Here is a 16,401-nt window from a genome sequence, read left to right as displayed (position 1 = left end):
AGGATGACTGGATGAACATGAAGCTACATTTGGCCCTATTGGGCGCGCTGTTGCTGACCGGTTGCCAGGCGTTACAACAAGACTCAGATAAAAACAATTTGGGTTCTACCGTTAACGTAATGTCGAACTACCGCTCACATGCGACTTCGGCACTGGATCGATCGGAAAGCTCACACCCTTATATGTGGGACCGCATTGCTGACGAAATGCAGTTGACCATGCCAAACGATCCGGACGTCATCGCTTATCGAGACTGGTACATCAAACATCCCAAATATCTGCGTACTGTCACTGAACGTGCTGCCCCATTCCTCCACCTGATCACCGAGGAAATAGATAAACGTCAGATGCCAATGGAGCTGGTGTTATTGCCCATTGTTGAAAGCGCATATAACCCTAATGCCCGCTCCCATGGCAACGCTGTTGGCTTATGGCAATTCTTAAGTGCATCAGGCAAACGTTATGGTCTGAAGCAAGACTACTGGTATGACGGCCGTCGCGATGTTGTCGCATCAACACATGCTGCTCTCGATTATCTGGCTCAGTTGAATGCTTATTTTGATGGTGACTGGCTGAATGCTGTAGCCGCCTATAATGCGGGTGAAGGCCGCATCCAGAATGCAATTAAAGCCAACCGTGCACAAGGTAAGGCGACTGACTTTTTCTCGCTGAATCTGCCTCGTCAGACTATGGAATATGTACCACGTCTGATGGCTCTGGCTGATGTCATTAAGAATGCGAAAAAATATGGGATTGATTTGCCAAAAGTTCCAAATCGCCCATCAGTGCGTTTAATTGACACCAATGGTCAAATCGATCTGCGCACGGCAGCAGAGCAGGCCGGCATGTCATTGCCTGCACTGAAACGTCTGAACCCTGGTTTTAACCGGAACACGACTTCACCACAAGGACCAGATCATCTTTTGGTACCAATTGGTGTAGCTGATGAGCTGGAGTTGGCATTAGCTGACATGGCGCCGCAAAAACGCATGCGTAATGACAGCGAGCGTGTTGCACTTGCGAAAAATGATGATGCCGCCAAATCAGGATCATCAGTAAGTATCAGCGTGCACCATAAGGTAAAACGTGGTGATACCTTGTGGACGATCGCCAGCTCTTACGGTGTATCAGAAAAACAGCTGATGCAGTGGAATAAGTTGACGAAAAAGAAACTGAAAGCAGGTCAGGTGCTGCTGGTAAATGCACCAGTAAGCAAAGCATCCGGCAAGGCATCCAAATTGTCGGTCGCCAAAGCTGCGAAATCACGCCGTTATGAAGTTCGCCGTGGTGACTCACTTTCTTCGATTGCCGAGAAGTTCCAAATCACGATCAATGATCTGATGCGTTGGAACAGCTTGGATCATAACCGTCTTAAACCAGGTCAGACACTGACTGTACGGCTTAATGACAGCGGAGTGTAATTTCCGTTCGTAATGAATATAAAACCGGGAGCAGATGCTCCCGGTTTTGTTTTCTGCGTCCACAGGTATTAAGATGAAAAGACTCATTCTCATACACAGGAAACATGATGTCTGATTTCATTCTCATTACAGGCTGCTCTACCGGTATTGGTCTGCATTTAGCTCAACGTCTGCAGCAGGAAGGATTCAACGTACTGGCAACAGCAAGAAAAGAGAATGATGTAAACCATTTGCTGCAATCAGGTCTGAATGCATATCAACTGGATCTGAATGACGAAAAAAGCATTGAACAGGCAGTTGCATGGGCTTTGGTACAATCAAATGGTCAGTTATATGGCCTGATTAATAATGGCGCTTATGGCCAGACGGGCGCAATCGAAGACCTGCCAACTCAGGCATTACGCGAACAATTCAATACCAATCTGTTTGGCTGGCATCATCTGACCCGCCTTATTCTGCCGGGTATGCTCAAAGAAAACCGAGGCCGGATTATTCAGATCAGCTCGCTGCTGGGATTAGTCGCGATGAAATACCGCGGCGCTTATAACGCCAGTAAATTCGCACTGGAAGGTTATACGGATACACTTCGGCTCGAATTGCGGAATACAAAAATACAAATCAGTCTGGTTGAACCGGGTCCGGTAAGCAGTCAATTTCGCAGTAACGCGCTCGCTAAATTCCTGCAACACATCAATGTAACGGAAAGCCGTCACCATGATATCTATCAGCAAACGTTACAACGCTTACAAAATCCAAAACCTAAAAATCCGTTTACCCTCGGACCTGAATCCTGTGTAGCGCCGGTATTACATGCGTTACGTAGCAAACGGGCTAAAACTCGCTACGGAGTAACCTTCCCGACACATCTGTTTGCTGTTTTAAGAAGAGTATTACCGACACGCTGGCTCGACAGCATCCTTTGCCGTTCAGCGTAAAAAATGCCGCAATCAGATTATGCGGCATCTCGGTGACAGATTAGACAGATTAATAATGCTGGCCGTTATCATAATAACCAGTACGCGCGAGTGGTTGAACAACAATGGCCACATCAACATCATTACCCGCAGTTGCTTTCACAACCGAAGTGATCAGCTGTGCGGCTTTATCCTGCATCTCCTGTCCACGATCAAACCAGAAAAGTTCAATAAATGGATAGGCCTGGCCACCAAAGCGTGTTGCAATAAACTCAGCCGGAATATACTCAATAGTAAAGTGAGCAGCCGGAGCCTGAGTTAGCTCCGCAAGTTGCTCAACCAGTGTTTCACTTATTGCCGCGACTAATTCACGTTGCATCCCGCGGCATCGAATATGAGGCATCAAATATCTCCATGGAAAATAGACTTCTGCGCTATGGTAATGCCCTGATCTCACGAATGAAAGAGATTAGCTGGCTAAGCGTATTGCTGTTAAGCCTGTCACCGGGCCAGTCACTGGCAACCTCAACACCTGATTTCTGGTTAGCTGAACGTGGACAACAAAAAGTTTGGCTACTGGGCTCAATTCATGTTGGCAGCGAAGAGATGTATCCATTAGCGCCATCCATAATGCAGAGCTGGCAACAGGCTGACACACTAATAGTAGAAACCGACCTCAGCTCATCATCAGGCAATAATCAAATGCTGATGAGTTACGCCATGTTGCCGTCAGACGTGACACTGAACCAGCAACTGGGTGCAGCGCTATATCAGAGAACCATTGATGTTGCTTCACAATATCAATTAAATGAACCGTTACTGGCTCATTTTCGCCCCTGGTTTGTAGCCATTACCTTACAGCAGCAAGCGATCCAACTGGCTGGTTATCAGCCATCGTTTGGTATCGATCACTATTTCATTAATCTGGCAAAAGAGCGGCAGCTCACGATTAATTATCTGGAAACAACGGAACAACAGCTGGCTTATCTGGCAGGGCTGGGCGCTGTGGAAGACGATTTTCTTGATGCAACCTTACAACAAATCAATAAGGTCAATGATGAACTTCCCGCACTGATTAAAGCGTGGGGCACCGGTGACCGGAACAAAATTCAGGCGTTACTTGATGATGAGTCTACCAGCCAGGAATTGCAGCAATATCTCGAACAGCACTTAATTAAAGAAAGAAATCAGCAATGGTTACCGCAAATCATGGCTCAGACAGCACATTCTAACTTCATGGTGGTCGGAGCCATGCATCTTTATGGTGACAATGGATTGTTAAAAATGCTGGAACAAAACGGATATAAGCTGACTAACATTCCGGCCCGATAGACGACAAACAGACTCTTAGCACATCAGTCAAACTGTAGAGTTAATTACTGGTCTGCCATAGACCCGGGCGTTATCATTACGGCATAACAACGCATATTATTTGCTGCAGAAAGAGAACAGGAAACACAGCATGTCTTATCAATTATTAGAGCAACGTTTTCAACAACTGCATCATCTGCAACATCTGCAGGCTATTTGTGGCTGGGATCAGGCGACTATGATGCCTGATGGTGGAAATCAGGCCCGGGGAGCCGCATTAGCTGAACTGGCATTATTACATCATCAGAAACTTACTTCGGTAGAAGTCGCTGACTGGCTGAATACAGCTGAAAATGAAGAATTGTCTGATGCACAAAAAGCGAATCTGCATGAGATGCGTCGCCGCTGGCAAAATGCAGCCTTGCTGCCGGACGATCTGGTTCAGGCCAGAGCACTGGCAGGCTCACGTTGCGAACATGCCTGGCGCGGACAACGGAAAAATAACGACTGGAAAGGTTTTGAACCAAATCTGAAAGTTGTCGTGGATCTTACCCGCGAGGCCGCACAGATCCGGGCTGAAGCGCTTGAATTATCACCTTATGACAGTCTGATTGATCTGTACGAACCTGGCATGACCAGTAATCAGTTACTGCGTATCTTTAATGATCTAAAAACCTGGCTGCCGCAGATCATCCGCCAGGCGGGTGAACGTCAGTCACAATATAGCCCGGTAAAACCAGAAGGCCCGTTTCCGGCTGGCAGACAAAAGTCACTTGGCTTACATGCTATGAAAATGCTGGGCTTTGATTTTAACCATGGCAGGCTGGATATCAGTACGCATCCATTCTGCGGCGGCGTACCCGAAGATGTACGCATTACAACCCGTTACAACGAGAACGATTTCATGTCCAGCCTGATGGGTGTGATCCATGAAACCGGACATGCCCGTTATGAACAGGGATTACCCGTTGCATGGCGGGGACAACCCGTGGGTGAAGCCCGCTCAATGGGTATACATGAAAGCCAAAGCCTGTTTTTTGAAATGCAGTTGGCTCGTCATCCTGCATTTTTGCACCGCATGGCACCACTCATCAAACAGCACTTCGGTGATCAGCCAGCACTGGAAGCTGACAATCTGATTCAGTTATACAGCCGGATCGAACCCGGATTTATCCGTGTCGATGCCGATGAGCTGACCTATCCAGCTCATATTATTCTGCGTTTTGAAATCGAACAGGCACTGATTGAAGGAAAAATTCAGGTTCATGATTTGCCTGAAGTCTGGAATACAAAAATGCAGCAATACCTGGGCCTCAGCACCAAGGGCAATGATGCCATGGGTTGCATGCAGGATATCCATTGGACTGACGGCTCTTTTGGCTACTTCCCCAGCTACACATTAGGCGCTATTTATGCCGCCCAATTTGCTGGCGCCATTGAGCGGGATATCGGGAATATCGGTGATTTGATTGCTTCTGACAATGGACTGTCACTGATATTCAACTGGTTAAAAAACAACGTCTGGGAAAAAGCCAGCCTGCTCAGTACCGATGAACTGATATGTCAGGCCACCGGTGAGCCATTGAATACACAGTGGTTCCGACATTACCTGGAACAACGCTATACCATGCTGTAACAAACTGAGGCCACAGAACTTACCGTCTGTGGCCTTTAGTTTTTTTAATACACCCCCTCCTTTCCCGCTCCCCTCGTCGTTGCATCCTGCTGTAATAAAAAAACAATCTCACTGCTGTTGATGTCTTGCTGCATGAAGCTGCTGACAACGTTATTCTCAACAGAACAAAAAACAGTCATAAATTGTATTTCCGGGCAAGAAAAGTCTGAAAAATGAGCACTTGAACTAAAATGGGCTATTTTTATCAGATCTTTAGCACTTTCGGGGTTCACAAACCGAAAGATTCTGGTAGTATTCGCTCCGCACTTGAGGAGGGATTCCCGAGCGGCCAAAGGGATCAGACTGTAAATCTGACGGCTCTGCCTTCGAAGGTTCGAATCCTTCTCCCTCCACCATTAAGTGCATAGTAAAACGCTAAAAAAGCTCGTGGAGGGGTTCCCGAGCGGCCAAAGGGATCAGACTGTAAATCTGACGGCTCTGCCTTCGAAGGTTCGAATCCTTCCCCCTCCACCATCTCTTCTCCTGTTCGTATCCAATCAAAAATTCCAAAAACTGAATAAAGCATTGTTTTATTATTCCATAACTAATATTTTGGAATGATTTCACTGCTATAAGCAGAATCTGAAAGTCATAACCTGCATCTCTGATGAAACCACAAAGCGCGGAATCGGACCTAATCAAATGAAAATTATATCTTTTAATATCAATGGACTAAGAGCCAGACCTCATCAGCTACAGGCTATTGTTGAGCAGCATCACCCTGACATTATCGGTCTGCAGGAAACAAAAGTTCACGATGATGCATTCCCGGTAAGCATTATCGAAGAGCTGGGCTATCAGGTTCATTTCCATGGCCAGAAGGCACACTATGGCGTTGCACTGCTGTCCCGTAAAACACCTGATGCCGTTATCAAAGGTTTCCCTGAAGACGATGAAGAATCGCAGCGGCGTCTGATCATAGGCCGCTTCATGCAGGAAAACGGACGACTACTGACGGTTTTCAATGGTTACTTCCCGCAGGGGGAATCACGGGATCATCCAATAAAATTTCCGGCCAAACAAAAGTTCTACCGGGATCTGCTGAACTATCTGCAACAAAATCATACGCCGGATGAAGATATCGTCATCATGGGTGATATGAATATATCCTCAACAGATTTGGACATCGGAATTGGTGAAGCTAACCGTAAGCGTTGGCTGCAAACCGGAAAATGCTCTTTCCTGCCGGAAGAACGGGAATGGCTGAATGAACTGCTGGCATGGGGATTCGTCGATACCTGGCGCAGTCAGAATCCTGATTCCAATGAGCATTTCTCATGGTTTGATTACCGTAGCCGTGGCTTTGATGATAACCGCGGACTGCGTATTGACCTGCTGTTAGCTACATCGGTTTTACAGCAACGTCTGCAACAAACCGGTATTGATTATGAGATCCGAGGAATGGAAAAACCCTCTGATCACGCCCCTATCTGGGCTGAGTTTATTTAGTTTCCGCCACTGCTGTATTCGTCGTTACCGGAGGTACAGGCGGGAGCGTGAAGTTAAGCGCAAGTTCATCTCTCGCTTGCGCTACGGCTTCCCGGTAACGAGCCAGTTCACGTACAGGTACATGATCAAGATGGTTCTGATAACGATATGTTATCCGCAGCAATCGTGGACTTATCTGCCGCACCCATACACTGAACTTAAAGACCGCATTATCATATTGCTGGCTGTAGTCGGCAATATTCACATCATGGGGTAAATTAAAAACGAACTCCTGACGGATCCGGACAGGTGCTCCCAGCGCCAGCGGTTGCTTTCTCGCACTATCAATCGTTTTCAGATAAGAATCGATAAGATCCGCATATAAAGGTAATCCGTTCCGGGTCAGCTCATCAATCCCGGCAGATGACGAAAACTGCTGACGCACAACCAGTTCGTTGGTGCGCAGATTATCCTTTATCTCTGGTTGCGATGTTCCTTCCAGATCGGGATAAAGCTTTGAATAATAACCTAACAGCTGATGTGTTATTTGTTGTGGCGGAATATCCTTCCAGGATGAACGCTGACTTTCCGCTTCATGACCGGAATAGCGCGCTTCAACCAGAAGACGACTGCCCGGTTCATCCAGCCAGAGTTCCCGTCGTAAAACCGTTTCTGCAATACGGTATTTATCATCCATAGAAACAAAATCTTTGCTGTCAGGAGCAACCGGTAATGCGTAATGCAGATAAGGCACGCCGATGGTATTAAGATCTGTTCCCTGATTAAGATCTGTGCCATCCAGCCAATATTGCTGATTGTTCAGTTTGGCTGAAACAATGACATGATCAAATGCATAAGGTGATGGCAGCTGTCTGGGAAGAGCTGCGCCTTGTTCCAGATTAACCAATGCTGCCTGCGGGCTGAATCCCATCGCTTTCAGTAACGCCATGAGCAATACCGTTTTATCTTTGCAATCTCCATAACGGCGGTACAAGGTATCAGATGCTTTTCGGGGGACATGAGATCCAATGCCATCCTCAACACCCAGATAGCGGATCTGTTGCTGCACGAACTGTAATGCAGCCATGATTTGCTCTTCTGGCTTTTGCGAATCACTCATCAATTGATCGGCGACTTTCTGTATGACAGGTTCAACAACAGCAGCCTGTTCATACAAAGGAATAGCCCACTTCGCAACATCTGACCATGAAGAAAATTCACTGAGCGACCAGTAATGATAAGGCGTAAACCATGCGGGCACATCATCATCTGCCGTGACCGCAGCCACTGACGACTCCTGCCACAGCAACTCCCGGTGCGTGGAAGTTTCTGTCATGGTGAGCTTACCATTCGGATTTTCAGGCACGGAGTAATAGAGGGTACGACCTGAATTTACCAGGACCCTGACTGAATTCAGTGCTACCGGCATTTCCCAGTCCAGTTGCAACTGGGTGCTGAATTTATTACCCATCACCGGATTGTGACCTATGATGCTGTAACTGTATTCGAGTACATCACCAACCCGGATGTCCGGTAAAATAAGATACGCTGTTTTGGTACCGGAATAGAGGTAATGTTCCAGATCCGGTTCACGCTGAAAAATCCGCAACTCCTGTGGTTCCAGACGATCCAGTGAAATACCTTTTCGTAAAACACGCACCCGGTGGATCTGGAGCGTTTCGAAGCCTGGATCAAACTCAAATGATAATTGAGACGCCTGTTCAAGACCCTCGGTACTGGTGATCTCCATAACATCGCGTGAATAGCGGGATACCTGCTGTGCTTCCAGATTTAACTGACGATCAATTAGCAGGTAACGTAATCCGTTAACTGATGGCTGGGCAGAAGATGCCGGCTGCAGGATCTCTTTCACCCAGAGAGGCGTTGGTGAAAATTTCACCTGCTCATCAGCATAGGTAGCCAGACTACAGAATAAAACACAAAAACCGATGAGCAACCGAGCGAACAAGACGGGACCCTTAAACAGATACGCATAAGCCGCTATATGGTACCACGCTATAGATCCCGGAGAATACATGCTTAGCCGATTCGTGGACGCAAATGTGCATACCAGTGGCGTTCCAGATGACGGAAACACCAGACCAGCATCAAACTCAGCAGCAGATAGAGTAAACCAGCGGTAATAAAGGCCTCAAACGGCGTGTAATAGCGGGCATTTATAATACGGGCCGCCCCCGTCAGATCGACAACGGTAATCACGCCCGCTATAGAAGAACCATGCAGCATCAGAATAACTTCATTGCTGTATGCTGGTAACGCACGACGTAATGCACTTGGCAGAATAATATGACGCAGCATCTGCCAACGAGACATACCAAATGATGCCGCAGCTTCCAGTTCGCCTTTCGGGATCATCTGTATTGAGCCCCGGACAATCTCAGCAGTATAAGCACCGGTATTCAGAGCAAACGCCAGCAGCGAGCAAAACCAGGCTTCCTGAAACCATTCCCATGCCCAGGACTGCTGTAACCACTGCCATTGACCCGCACCGTAGTAGATAATAAATAACTGGACCAGCAAAGGCGTACCGCGAAAGAAATAGATATACGCCCAGGCCGGATAACGCAACAAAGCGCTCTGGCTGCTACGTAAAATACCAACCGGAACGGCGATACACAATCCAATAATTAATGAGACAGTCACCAGCCAACTGGTATTGATTAACCCTTCAAGATAAGTCGGCCATTCACCAGCAATAATGGAAAAATCAAACATCCGGCTTACCTCGTTTTAATTGCATAACGGACCTCTGCCCAACGTAACAGAGCAGTGGAAATCGCTGTAAAACCCAAAAAAATCAATGCGACGGCCATATAAAAGGTAAACGGTAGTTGTGTACTGCCGGCAGCCAGACCCGCTTTCCGCACCATGTCATCCAGACCGATCACGGATACCAACGCAGTGGTTTTTAATAAAACCAGCCAGTTATTGCCAAAACCAGGCAACGCATGACGCACCATCTGTGGAAATAATACCCGGCGGAACACCTGCCATGGTGACATGCCATAGGCATATGCTGCCTCAAGTTGACCCCGTTCGACCGCCAGAATTGCACCACGGAATGTCTCCGCCATATAGGCGCCGAAAATAAATCCTATCGATAAGACACCTGCAATAAATGGACTGACATCAATATAATCCGGAACGTAAGAGATCCATTCATGATCAGGATTACTTTCAGTCAGCCAGTTATTTATTCTTTCGTTGATTTGGGTACATAAGAAATTCAGAAAGATCTGACCACCGAAGAAAATCAGCATCATCAGAATCAGATCAGGGATCCCCCGCACTATCGTGGTGTAAAAAGTAGCGACACCTTTTGCCAGACGATTTTTAGAAAGCTTAGCCAGAGCACTCATCATACCCAGCACGACAGCCACCAGCACCGACAGCAATGCAACTTCCAGCGTGATCCAGGCACCATCAATAATCGTGGCACCGTAACCTTTCAAATCTAACATACCTTTATCCATCAAAACGGGCCCGTAATGGGCCCGTTGAATACCGGAGATAATGAGCGAACAGGTTTATTCACCGTAAACGTCAAAATCAAAGTATTTGTCATTAATCTGTTTGTATTTACCGTTAGCGCGGATATCCAGAATCGCTTTATTAAACATCGCCTTCAGATCACCATCGCCTTTACGCAAAGCAACACCGGCACCTTCACCAAACCATTTTTTATCTGACAGGCCAGGGCCAACCAAGCTGTATTCGCCGTTAGATTTATTAACCAGACCATCCATGACCGATGCAGTATCAGCCAATACGTAATCTACACGGCCGGATTTCAAATCAAGATAGGCTTCATCATATGAGCCGTAACGCTTAATCTCGGTATCAGGGAAATTATCGGATACGTATGTATCCATTGATGTTGCACGTTGAACTGCAATCTTTTTATCTTTCATAAAAGCTTGCGTTAGTTCAATCGTTGCGCCCTTTTTAGCTGCAAAATGCGCAGGAACATGCTGGTATTTCCCAGAGAAATCGATACGTTTTTTACGTTCTTCAGTGATATCCATCGTTGAAATGATCGCATCAAACTTACGAGCCAGCAGACCAGGGATCATGCCATCCCAATCTTGCTTAACGATGGTACATTTTACTTTCATCTGTTCACATAGCGCGTTGGTAATATCAACATCGAAACCATGCAACTGACCTTTTTCATCGACACTGGAAAACGGAGGATAGGCCCCTTCAATTGCGACACGAACTTCTTTCCACTGTTTCGCCTGGGCACCTGTTACCATCAGGCTGGCCACGATCGCTGTTAACCACAGTTTTTTCATTGTTTGCTCCTGGCTATGTTGGAACCAATATCAATAAGTAGATGAAATAAATTGGCGGAAACGTTCTGATTTAGGATTGGCGAACAGCTCTTTAGGATCACCTTCCTCTTCAACCCGTCCCTGATGTAAAAACATTACCTTGTTAGACACATCACGTGCAAATGCCATTTCATGCGTAACCACCAGCATGGTACGTCCTTCCTCAGCTAAGCCGCGCATAACTGATAACACTTCACCCACAAGTTCCGGATCTAACGCAGAAGTGGGCTCATCAAACAACATCACCTCAGGATCAACAGCAAGAGCACGGGCAATCGCGGCTCGTTGTTGCTGCCCGCCGGATAAATGCCCGGGGTAATAATCCCGACGCTCATATAACCCGACCCGATGCAGCAACGCTTCGGCTTTAGCAATTGCTTCCTGACGCGGGATTTTCAGCACATGTACCGGTACTTCAATGATGTTTTGCAATACGGTCATGTGTGACCATAAATTGAAACTTTGAAAAACCATTGCCAACCGGGAGCGGATCCGGGCGACTTGTTTAACATCAGCCGGAATTCGTTCACCTGATTTGTCAGTTTTCATACGAATTAACTCACCATGGACATAAACATCACCACTGGTGGGCGTTTCCAGCAAATTAATGCAACGCAAAAATGTTGACTTTCCTGAGCCGGAAGAGCCAATGATAGAAACTACATCGCCCTTACTCGCAGTCAGATTGATCCCCTTCAGTACCTCATTGGAACCAAAGCGTTTACATAAATTTTGCACCTCTAAGGTAGCTACCTGCTCCATATATGAGCCTTTCCCAATAATCGCTGAAGACAAAAATTCACTGCAAAAATGATACCCGGAAAAATACCAGCATCGACATTAAATACAAAATTATAATTGATAGTTTTTTAACTAAGCAGCATAAATATTCAAAATATTTAAGCATTATGCGCTTTTTGGCTACTAATTTCCGTTCGGAACTATAGCAATTCCGCCGGGACTTTACTTTGTCATGACCTCTGCTTTCCCAGCCTTTTGAGCTCTGTAATAGTTTTGTAATCTCAGTATTTTAGTTTTTGCAGAGCTGTGATATACGAAAAGCACTTCCCGGGATCCGGGTATGGCGGGTTTCGGCCCGTAATGCGTCAGTAATTGTATGCTTATGCATATACGATTTCTGGCCCGTAAAATGCTATCACAGTTTGTACGTTCTTTAGTTTGAGACGAGGAGGTAGTTCCATGGACAGGTTCTCACTGGAAGCAGAAGAGATGGCCGTTATTGAATCTGATGTACGTCAACGCCAAACAAACAAAAAACGCAAATGGAGAGAGATCGAGGCATTAAAAGACAGATATCGCTTGCAACGGGAATTGCAAGCTATCGATTTAAACTATGAACTTGGCATTAACGATATTTCGCTGAATTGAAGAAAATGGCGCTAATCAGCGCCATTTTTATATTTTTAGCTCAGACAGCCAACAGTTGTGCAGCCAGATCCTGGTAACGCTCGGCTACCTCACGCCCGAAGAGCGGATCATCAACCGTCATATTGGCCCAGTTATGCTCCAGATGCCGCCAGTCATCTTCTGTTAGTGCACGCCGCAGCAATGGAAAAATGGTACTTTCCTCATAGTCCAGATGCTTTTGCTGTAAAGCAATAAACTGTTCCAGTTCGGTCGCAACATAATCCAGCGGGATCACCGCATCCATCAGAATCATATCGACCATTTCCTGCAGTGCTTCACCACTGCTGACAATCTGTTTGTGTTGCTCTTTAAGAGTGGTCGTCACTACAGATGGATCACTGCAACGATAGGCAGAAAAATAATCGTAAATCAGATCTTCCCGTGGATGATGATGCGTATCAGCCACTTCCCTCAGGTAACTGAGTGCGTCTTTAAGTAAATTGAAACGAACCGGCTTTTCACTGCGAATCGCAGCCAGGTTATCGCGCAACACATCAAGTAGTTTAGCGATGTTGATATGTTCCTGGTGCAAAATATCCAACATGGTGCACGCTCCTGAACTGACAGACCAATGACAACAATTTATAAATTATAGTGAATTTTATTACCGATCAGTGATCCATCCTGAAATGTGCCGGTAATATCACGCAATCGGCGCTATTTGCCAGTTTATAGGCTGCTTATCAGCGTCCGTTAGGAATTGATTAGTCTGAGAAAAATGGCCACAACCTAAAAAACCACGATGTGCTGATAACGGGCTGGGGTGCGGAGCCATCAGGACATGATGTCGCTGGCGATCAATATATTGTCCCTTTTTCTGCGCATGGTTACCCCAAAGCAAAAACACCAGACCTTCCCGGTGCTCGTTCAACGCAGCGATGACACGATCCGTAAAATGTTCCCAGCCTGATGACGCATGGGAGTGCGCTTTGCCAGCCTCAACAGTAAGCACCGTATTTAACAACAGCACGCCTTGTTGAGCCCATGACAGCAAATAACCATGAGAAGGAATTTCAAAACCAGGAATATCCCGGTGCAGCTCTTTATAGATATTGACCAGCGACGGTGGCACTGCAACACCCGGTAATACTGAAAAACAGAGACCGTGAGCCTGATTGGGGCCGTGATATGGGTCTTGCCCTAAAATGACGACCTTAACATCTGCAAACTCAGTGTATTTAAAGGCATTGAAAACATCGGCAGCAGGAGGATAGACAATTTTGCCTGCTTCACGCTCACGCCGGACAAAATCCATCGTTTCCTGAAAATACGCCTGTTTTTTTTCCTGACCCAGCACATCACTCCACGTTTGCATTTTGCCCCCGGTTCTATATTAAAAATTCATTTTATCGTACTTCATCCAGAAACGGGATCTGGCAAATTTGTAGTAAATTTACAAGAAATCAAGAGTAGCCATTTTTACAAAAAATTGATTGTTAGATGCAAAATACATATTTATTGATCTTAATCAATCTTCCGTACTGAGTAGGCCTCATTTTTACAGGGGTATCCTCTTGCGAACTGTTAGTAAATTTACTAATGTAGTATCAAAGATACATGATTAGACCATCGCAGGTTTGATCCAATGACATAACGGGGCACTTTCTTGTAATAGTGACAAGAACAGCCCCAAACTATCGAGGAGTTCATCATGGTTAAGGGTATTCAAATCACTCAGGCAGCAAACGCAGATCTGCTTAATTCTTTCTGGTTACTGGATGAAGCAACACAGGAAGCACGTTGCCTGTGCTCTAAAGACCCTCGTTACACTGAAGATCAGGTTGTTGCTGTAGCATCGCTGGGTAACATCGAATATCGTGAAGTACCAATGAGCCTGGCACCACAGGTAGAAGGTGGTCAGCACCTGAACGTAAACGTTCTGCGTCGTGAAACACTGGAAGATGCAGTTAAGAATCCAGAGAAATATCCGCAGCTGACTATCCGTGTTTCTGGCTATGCCGTGCGCTTCAATGCACTGACCCCGGAACAACAACGCGATGTCATCACCCGTACATTTACACAGTCACTCTGATTTGCTTGTTATTAGCAGACAAACAAAAACGCCGGATATCAAATCCGGCGTTTTTTTATTTCCTATTTTCAAACGGGTGTGAGTTTATATTCAGCCTGTCGTTTGGAAATCATGGAATTACAGCTGTTACAAAAATAATCGACTGCACCACATGCCTGTAAACGCTCTAATTCAGCATGACAAGTGGGGCAATAAGCGACAAGGTTAAACTGTTTTGCACAGTGAACACAGGTCGTTGTAGCGAAACGCGGATCCAGCCCTTCTTGCTGACAAGAAGGACAGGTGATTTGATAAGCCATTTCACCTCTCCTAATACTGCTGATTAACCCTTCTTCACAAAACTCATCATACGACGACGTTTACGGATCTGAGTTTGCGTCAACTTATTGCGTCGGCCTTCGAATGGGTTGTCACCTTCCTGGAATTCAATATGGATAGGTGTCCCCATAATTTTAAGCGATTTACGGTAATAGTTAATCAGATAACGCTTATAAGACTCTGGTAAATCTTTAACCTGGTTACCATGAATAATAATACGTGGCGGATTATAACCACCGGCATGCGCGTATTTCAGCTTCACACGACGTCCACGGACTAATGGAGGCTGATGATCTTCTGCCGCCATATTCATGATACGAGTCAGCATTGAGGTGCTGATACGTTTGGTCGCAGAACGGTAAGCTTCCTGAATAGAATCAAACAGGTTGCCAACCCCGGAACCATGCAATGCAGAAATAAAGTGCACACGGGCAAAATCAACAAAACCCAGACGACGCTCCAGATCTTCTTTGATTTTTTCTTTAGTGTCCTGATCCAGACCATCCCATTTATTCACGGCGATCACAATTGAACGACCGGAATGCAGAGTAAAGCCCAGCAGACTTAAATCCTGATCAGAAACACCTTCCCGCGCGTCGATCAATAACAATACGACGTTGGCATCTTCAATAGCCTGCAATGTTTTAACGACAGAGAATTTTTCTACTGTTTCGTAGATTTTTTTCTTCTTACGTACACCAGCAGTATCAATCACGATGTAATGCTGATCATCACGCTCCAGCGGGATATAGATAGAATCGCGGGTAGTACCAGGCAGATCGTACACAATCACACGATCTTCACCTAACATACGGTTAGTCAGGGTTGATTTACCTACGTTAGGACGACCAATAATGGCAAATTTTATAGGCAAGTCAGCATAGCGATCTTCGCCGGTTAACTCTTCGTCTGACTCATCTTCTTCTGTTACGTCTGTTCCTTCAAAAGCAGCCCAGTAAGCAGCATCTTCATCTGCAGCTTCCTCTTCTGCTGACTTACCAGTCAACTCTTCAAAGAAAGGAGCCAGCGCTTTTTCCAGTAATGATGTCACGCCACGGCCATGAGAAGCCGCAATTTGATAAACTTCGCCCAACGCCAGACTATAAAAATCAGCACAGTGGACATCACCATCAAGACCATCGGTTTTGTTAGCTACCAGAAATACCTTTTTCTTCTGACGGCGCAGATGATTAGCAATGCCGATATCCGCACTGGTGACACCCGCACGGGCATCAACCATGAATAAAACCACGTCAGATTCATCAATCGCCTGCAGCGACTGTTCAGCCATTTTGACTTCGATACCTTCTTCAGAACCATCAATCCCGCCGGTATCGACGACAATAAAATTCATATCATCGACTACTGCCTGACCGTATTTACGGTCTCGCGTTAATCCCGGAAAATCGGCCACCAGTGCGTCCCGGCTACGCGTCAGACGATTAAATAATGTGGACTTGCCAACGTTCGGGCGTCCCACCAGGGCAACCACAGGGGTCATATAAAACCTCAATAATTA

Annotated in this window: 17 protein-coding genes and 2 tRNA genes; 9 read left to right on the top strand and 10 right to left on the bottom strand. The window is 46.1% G+C overall.

Going from position 1 to position 16,401, the window contains the following annotated elements:
- Positions 1 to 11: 11 nt before the first annotated feature.
- On the top strand, positions 12 to 1,421 hold the full coding sequence (locus TOLA_RS04665; RefSeq protein WP_012729135.1) for a LysM peptidoglycan-binding domain-containing protein: 1,410 nt from the start codon (positions 12 to 14) through the stop codon (positions 1,419 to 1,421).
- Positions 1,422 to 1,528: 107 nt separating this feature from the next.
- On the top strand, positions 1,529 to 2,356 hold the full coding sequence (locus TOLA_RS04660) for an SDR family oxidoreductase (protein ID WP_012729134.1): 828 nt from the start codon (positions 1,529 to 1,531) through the stop codon (positions 2,354 to 2,356).
- Between the two features lie 49 nt (positions 2,357 to 2,405).
- On the opposite strand, the gene TOLA_RS04655 is transcribed toward TOLA_RS04660, so the two are convergent.
- Positions 2,406 to 2,738 carry a DUF1904 family protein gene (locus TOLA_RS04655; protein WP_012729133.1) on the bottom strand — a complete coding sequence of 111 codons (333 nt, stop codon included), beginning with the start codon at positions 2,736 to 2,738 and terminating at the stop codon, positions 2,406 to 2,408.
- A gap of 11 nt (positions 2,739 to 2,749) precedes the next feature.
- Here TOLA_RS04655 and TOLA_RS04650 point away from each other — a divergent pair, with 11 nt between their 5' ends.
- The 5 genes from TOLA_RS04650 to xthA all read left to right on the top strand — a co-directional run bounded on the left by TOLA_RS04650 (position 2,750) and on the right by xthA (position 6,770).
- Complete coding sequence (locus TOLA_RS04650) at positions 2,750 to 3,667, top strand: TraB/GumN family protein (RefSeq protein WP_012729132.1); 918 nt, start codon at positions 2,750 to 2,752, stop codon at positions 3,665 to 3,667.
- A gap of 130 nt (positions 3,668 to 3,797) precedes the next feature.
- Positions 3,798 to 5,282: a carboxypeptidase M32 gene (locus TOLA_RS04645; RefSeq protein WP_012729131.1), complete on the top strand. Its 1,485-nt coding sequence runs from the start codon at positions 3,798 to 3,800 to the stop codon at positions 5,280 to 5,282.
- A gap of 310 nt (positions 5,283 to 5,592) precedes the next feature.
- Positions 5,593 to 5,677: transfer RNA gene (locus TOLA_RS04640), tRNA-Tyr, on the top strand.
- Positions 5,678 to 5,710: 33 nt separating this feature from the next.
- Positions 5,711 to 5,795: transfer RNA gene (locus tag TOLA_RS04635), tRNA-Tyr, on the top strand.
- 168 nt (positions 5,796 to 5,963) lie between these two features.
- Complete coding sequence (gene xthA / locus TOLA_RS04630) at positions 5,964 to 6,770, top strand: exodeoxyribonuclease III (RefSeq protein WP_012729130.1); 807 nt, start codon at positions 5,964 to 5,966, stop codon at positions 6,768 to 6,770.
- On the opposite strand, the gene TOLA_RS04625 is transcribed toward xthA, so the two are convergent.
- The 5 genes from TOLA_RS04625 to TOLA_RS04605 form a co-directional block, all read right to left on the bottom strand.
- Positions 6,763 to 8,649 (bottom strand): DUF3857 domain-containing transglutaminase family protein, encoded by a 1,887-nt coding sequence (locus tag TOLA_RS04625; RefSeq protein WP_171804899.1) that lies wholly within the window; start codon positions 8,647 to 8,649, stop codon positions 6,763 to 6,765. The two genes, xthA and TOLA_RS04625, sit on opposite strands and share 8 nt — an antisense overlap.
- Positions 8,650 to 8,789: 140 nt before the next feature.
- Positions 8,790 to 9,485, bottom strand: a complete 696-nt coding sequence (locus TOLA_RS04620) for an ABC transporter permease (protein WP_012729128.1) — start codon at positions 9,483 to 9,485, stop codon at positions 8,790 to 8,792.
- Positions 9,486 to 9,490: 5 nt separating this feature from the next.
- Positions 9,491 to 10,231: an ABC transporter permease gene (locus TOLA_RS04615; protein WP_012729127.1), complete on the bottom strand. Its 741-nt coding sequence runs from the start codon at positions 10,229 to 10,231 to the stop codon at positions 9,491 to 9,493.
- Between the two features lie 66 nt (positions 10,232 to 10,297).
- Positions 10,298 to 11,065 carry an ABC transporter substrate-binding protein gene (locus tag TOLA_RS04610; RefSeq protein ID WP_012729126.1) on the bottom strand — a complete coding sequence of 256 codons (768 nt, stop codon included), beginning with the start codon at positions 11,063 to 11,065 and terminating at the stop codon, positions 10,298 to 10,300.
- A gap of 30 nt (positions 11,066 to 11,095) precedes the next feature.
- Complete coding sequence (locus tag TOLA_RS04605) at positions 11,096 to 11,866, bottom strand: ABC transporter ATP-binding protein (protein ID WP_012729125.1); 771 nt, start codon at positions 11,864 to 11,866, stop codon at positions 11,096 to 11,098.
- A gap of 438 nt (positions 11,867 to 12,304) precedes the next feature.
- Between TOLA_RS04605 and TOLA_RS04600 the strand changes: the two genes are divergently transcribed.
- Positions 12,305 to 12,493 carry a DUF3545 family protein gene (locus TOLA_RS04600; RefSeq protein ID WP_012729124.1) on the top strand — a complete coding sequence of 63 codons (189 nt, stop codon included), beginning with the start codon at positions 12,305 to 12,307 and terminating at the stop codon, positions 12,491 to 12,493.
- A gap of 40 nt (positions 12,494 to 12,533) precedes the next feature.
- On the opposite strand, the gene TOLA_RS04595 is transcribed toward TOLA_RS04600, so the two are convergent.
- Together TOLA_RS04595 and ung are read right to left on the bottom strand one after the other, a co-directional pair.
- The gene (locus tag TOLA_RS04595) at positions 12,534 to 13,076 is read right to left on the bottom strand and encodes a hemerythrin domain-containing protein (protein ID WP_012729123.1); all 543 of its coding nucleotides are present in this window, start codon (positions 13,074 to 13,076) and stop codon (positions 12,534 to 12,536) included.
- A gap of 99 nt (positions 13,077 to 13,175) precedes the next feature.
- Positions 13,176 to 13,847, bottom strand: a complete 672-nt coding sequence (gene ung, locus TOLA_RS04590) for a uracil-DNA glycosylase (protein WP_012729122.1) — start codon at positions 13,845 to 13,847, stop codon at positions 13,176 to 13,178.
- Positions 13,848 to 14,183: 336 nt separating this feature from the next.
- Here ung and grcA point away from each other — a divergent pair, with 336 nt between their 5' ends.
- Complete coding sequence (gene grcA, locus TOLA_RS04585; protein ID WP_012729121.1) at positions 14,184 to 14,564, top strand: autonomous glycyl radical cofactor GrcA; 381 nt, start codon at positions 14,184 to 14,186, stop codon at positions 14,562 to 14,564.
- 68 nt (positions 14,565 to 14,632) lie between these two features.
- On the opposite strand, the gene TOLA_RS04580 is transcribed toward grcA, so the two are convergent.
- On the bottom strand, positions 14,633 to 14,863 hold the full coding sequence (locus TOLA_RS04580) for a zinc ribbon domain-containing protein (protein ID WP_012729120.1): 231 nt from the start codon (positions 14,861 to 14,863) through the stop codon (positions 14,633 to 14,635).
- 23 nt (positions 14,864 to 14,886) lie between these two features.
- Positions 14,887 to 16,383: a ribosome biogenesis GTPase Der gene (der, locus tag TOLA_RS04575; RefSeq protein ID WP_012729119.1), complete on the bottom strand. Its 1,497-nt coding sequence runs from the start codon at positions 16,381 to 16,383 to the stop codon at positions 14,887 to 14,889.
- Between the last annotated feature and the right edge of the window lie 18 nt (positions 16,384 to 16,401).

Source organism: Tolumonas auensis DSM 9187 (genome assembly GCF_000023065.1).
In the GTDB taxonomy this organism is placed as follows: domain Bacteria; phylum Pseudomonadota; class Gammaproteobacteria; order Enterobacterales; family Aeromonadaceae; genus Tolumonas; species Tolumonas auensis.
The sequence above is the reverse complement of the archived record's forward strand: the minus strand, read 5'-3'. Positions and strand labels throughout refer to the sequence as shown.

Bases quoted from the DNA above. Each gene is read 5' to 3' on its own strand.
- TOLA_RS04620 (WP_012729128.1), bottom strand. From the start codon at position 9,485: ATGTTTGATTTTTCCATTATTGCTGGTGAATGGCCGACTTATCTTGAA.
- TOLA_RS04580 (WP_012729120.1), bottom strand. From the start codon at position 14,863: ATGGCTTATCAAATCACCTGTCCTTCTTGTCAGCAAGAAGGGCTGGAT.
- TOLA_RS04665 (WP_012729135.1), top strand. From the start codon at position 12: ATGAACATGAAGCTACATTTGGCCCTATTGGGCGCGCTGTTGCTGACC.
- TOLA_RS04615 (WP_012729127.1), bottom strand. From the start codon at position 10,231: ATGTTAGATTTGAAAGGTTACGGTGCCACGATTATTGATGGTGCCTGG.
- TOLA_RS04650 (WP_012729132.1), top strand. From the start codon at position 2,750: ATGGAAAATAGACTTCTGCGCTATGGTAATGCCCTGATCTCACGAATG.
- ung (WP_012729122.1), bottom strand. From the start codon at position 13,847: ATGCAAACGTGGAGTGATGTGCTGGGTCAGGAAAAAAAACAGGCGTAT.
- TOLA_RS04600 (WP_012729124.1), top strand. From the start codon at position 12,305: ATGGACAGGTTCTCACTGGAAGCAGAAGAGATGGCCGTTATTGAATCT.
- TOLA_RS04605 (WP_012729125.1), bottom strand. From the start codon at position 11,866: ATGGAGCAGGTAGCTACCTTAGAGGTGCAAAATTTATGTAAACGCTTT.
- TOLA_RS04610 (WP_012729126.1), bottom strand. From the start codon at position 11,065: ATGAAAAAACTGTGGTTAACAGCGATCGTGGCCAGCCTGATGGTAACA.
- xthA (WP_012729130.1), top strand. From the start codon at position 5,964: ATGAAAATTATATCTTTTAATATCAATGGACTAAGAGCCAGACCTCAT.
- TOLA_RS04655 (WP_012729133.1), bottom strand. From the start codon at position 2,738: ATGCCTCATATTCGATGCCGCGGGATGCAACGTGAATTAGTCGCGGCA.
- TOLA_RS04645 (WP_012729131.1), top strand. From the start codon at position 3,798: ATGTCTTATCAATTATTAGAGCAACGTTTTCAACAACTGCATCATCTG.
- der (WP_012729119.1), bottom strand. From the start codon at position 16,383: ATGACCCCTGTGGTTGCCCTGGTGGGACGCCCGAACGTTGGCAAGTCC.
- TOLA_RS04595 (WP_012729123.1), bottom strand. From the start codon at position 13,076: ATGTTGGATATTTTGCACCAGGAACATATCAACATCGCTAAACTACTT.
- TOLA_RS04660 (WP_012729134.1), top strand. From the start codon at position 1,529: ATGTCTGATTTCATTCTCATTACAGGCTGCTCTACCGGTATTGGTCTG.
- grcA (WP_012729121.1), top strand. From the start codon at position 14,184: ATGGTTAAGGGTATTCAAATCACTCAGGCAGCAAACGCAGATCTGCTT.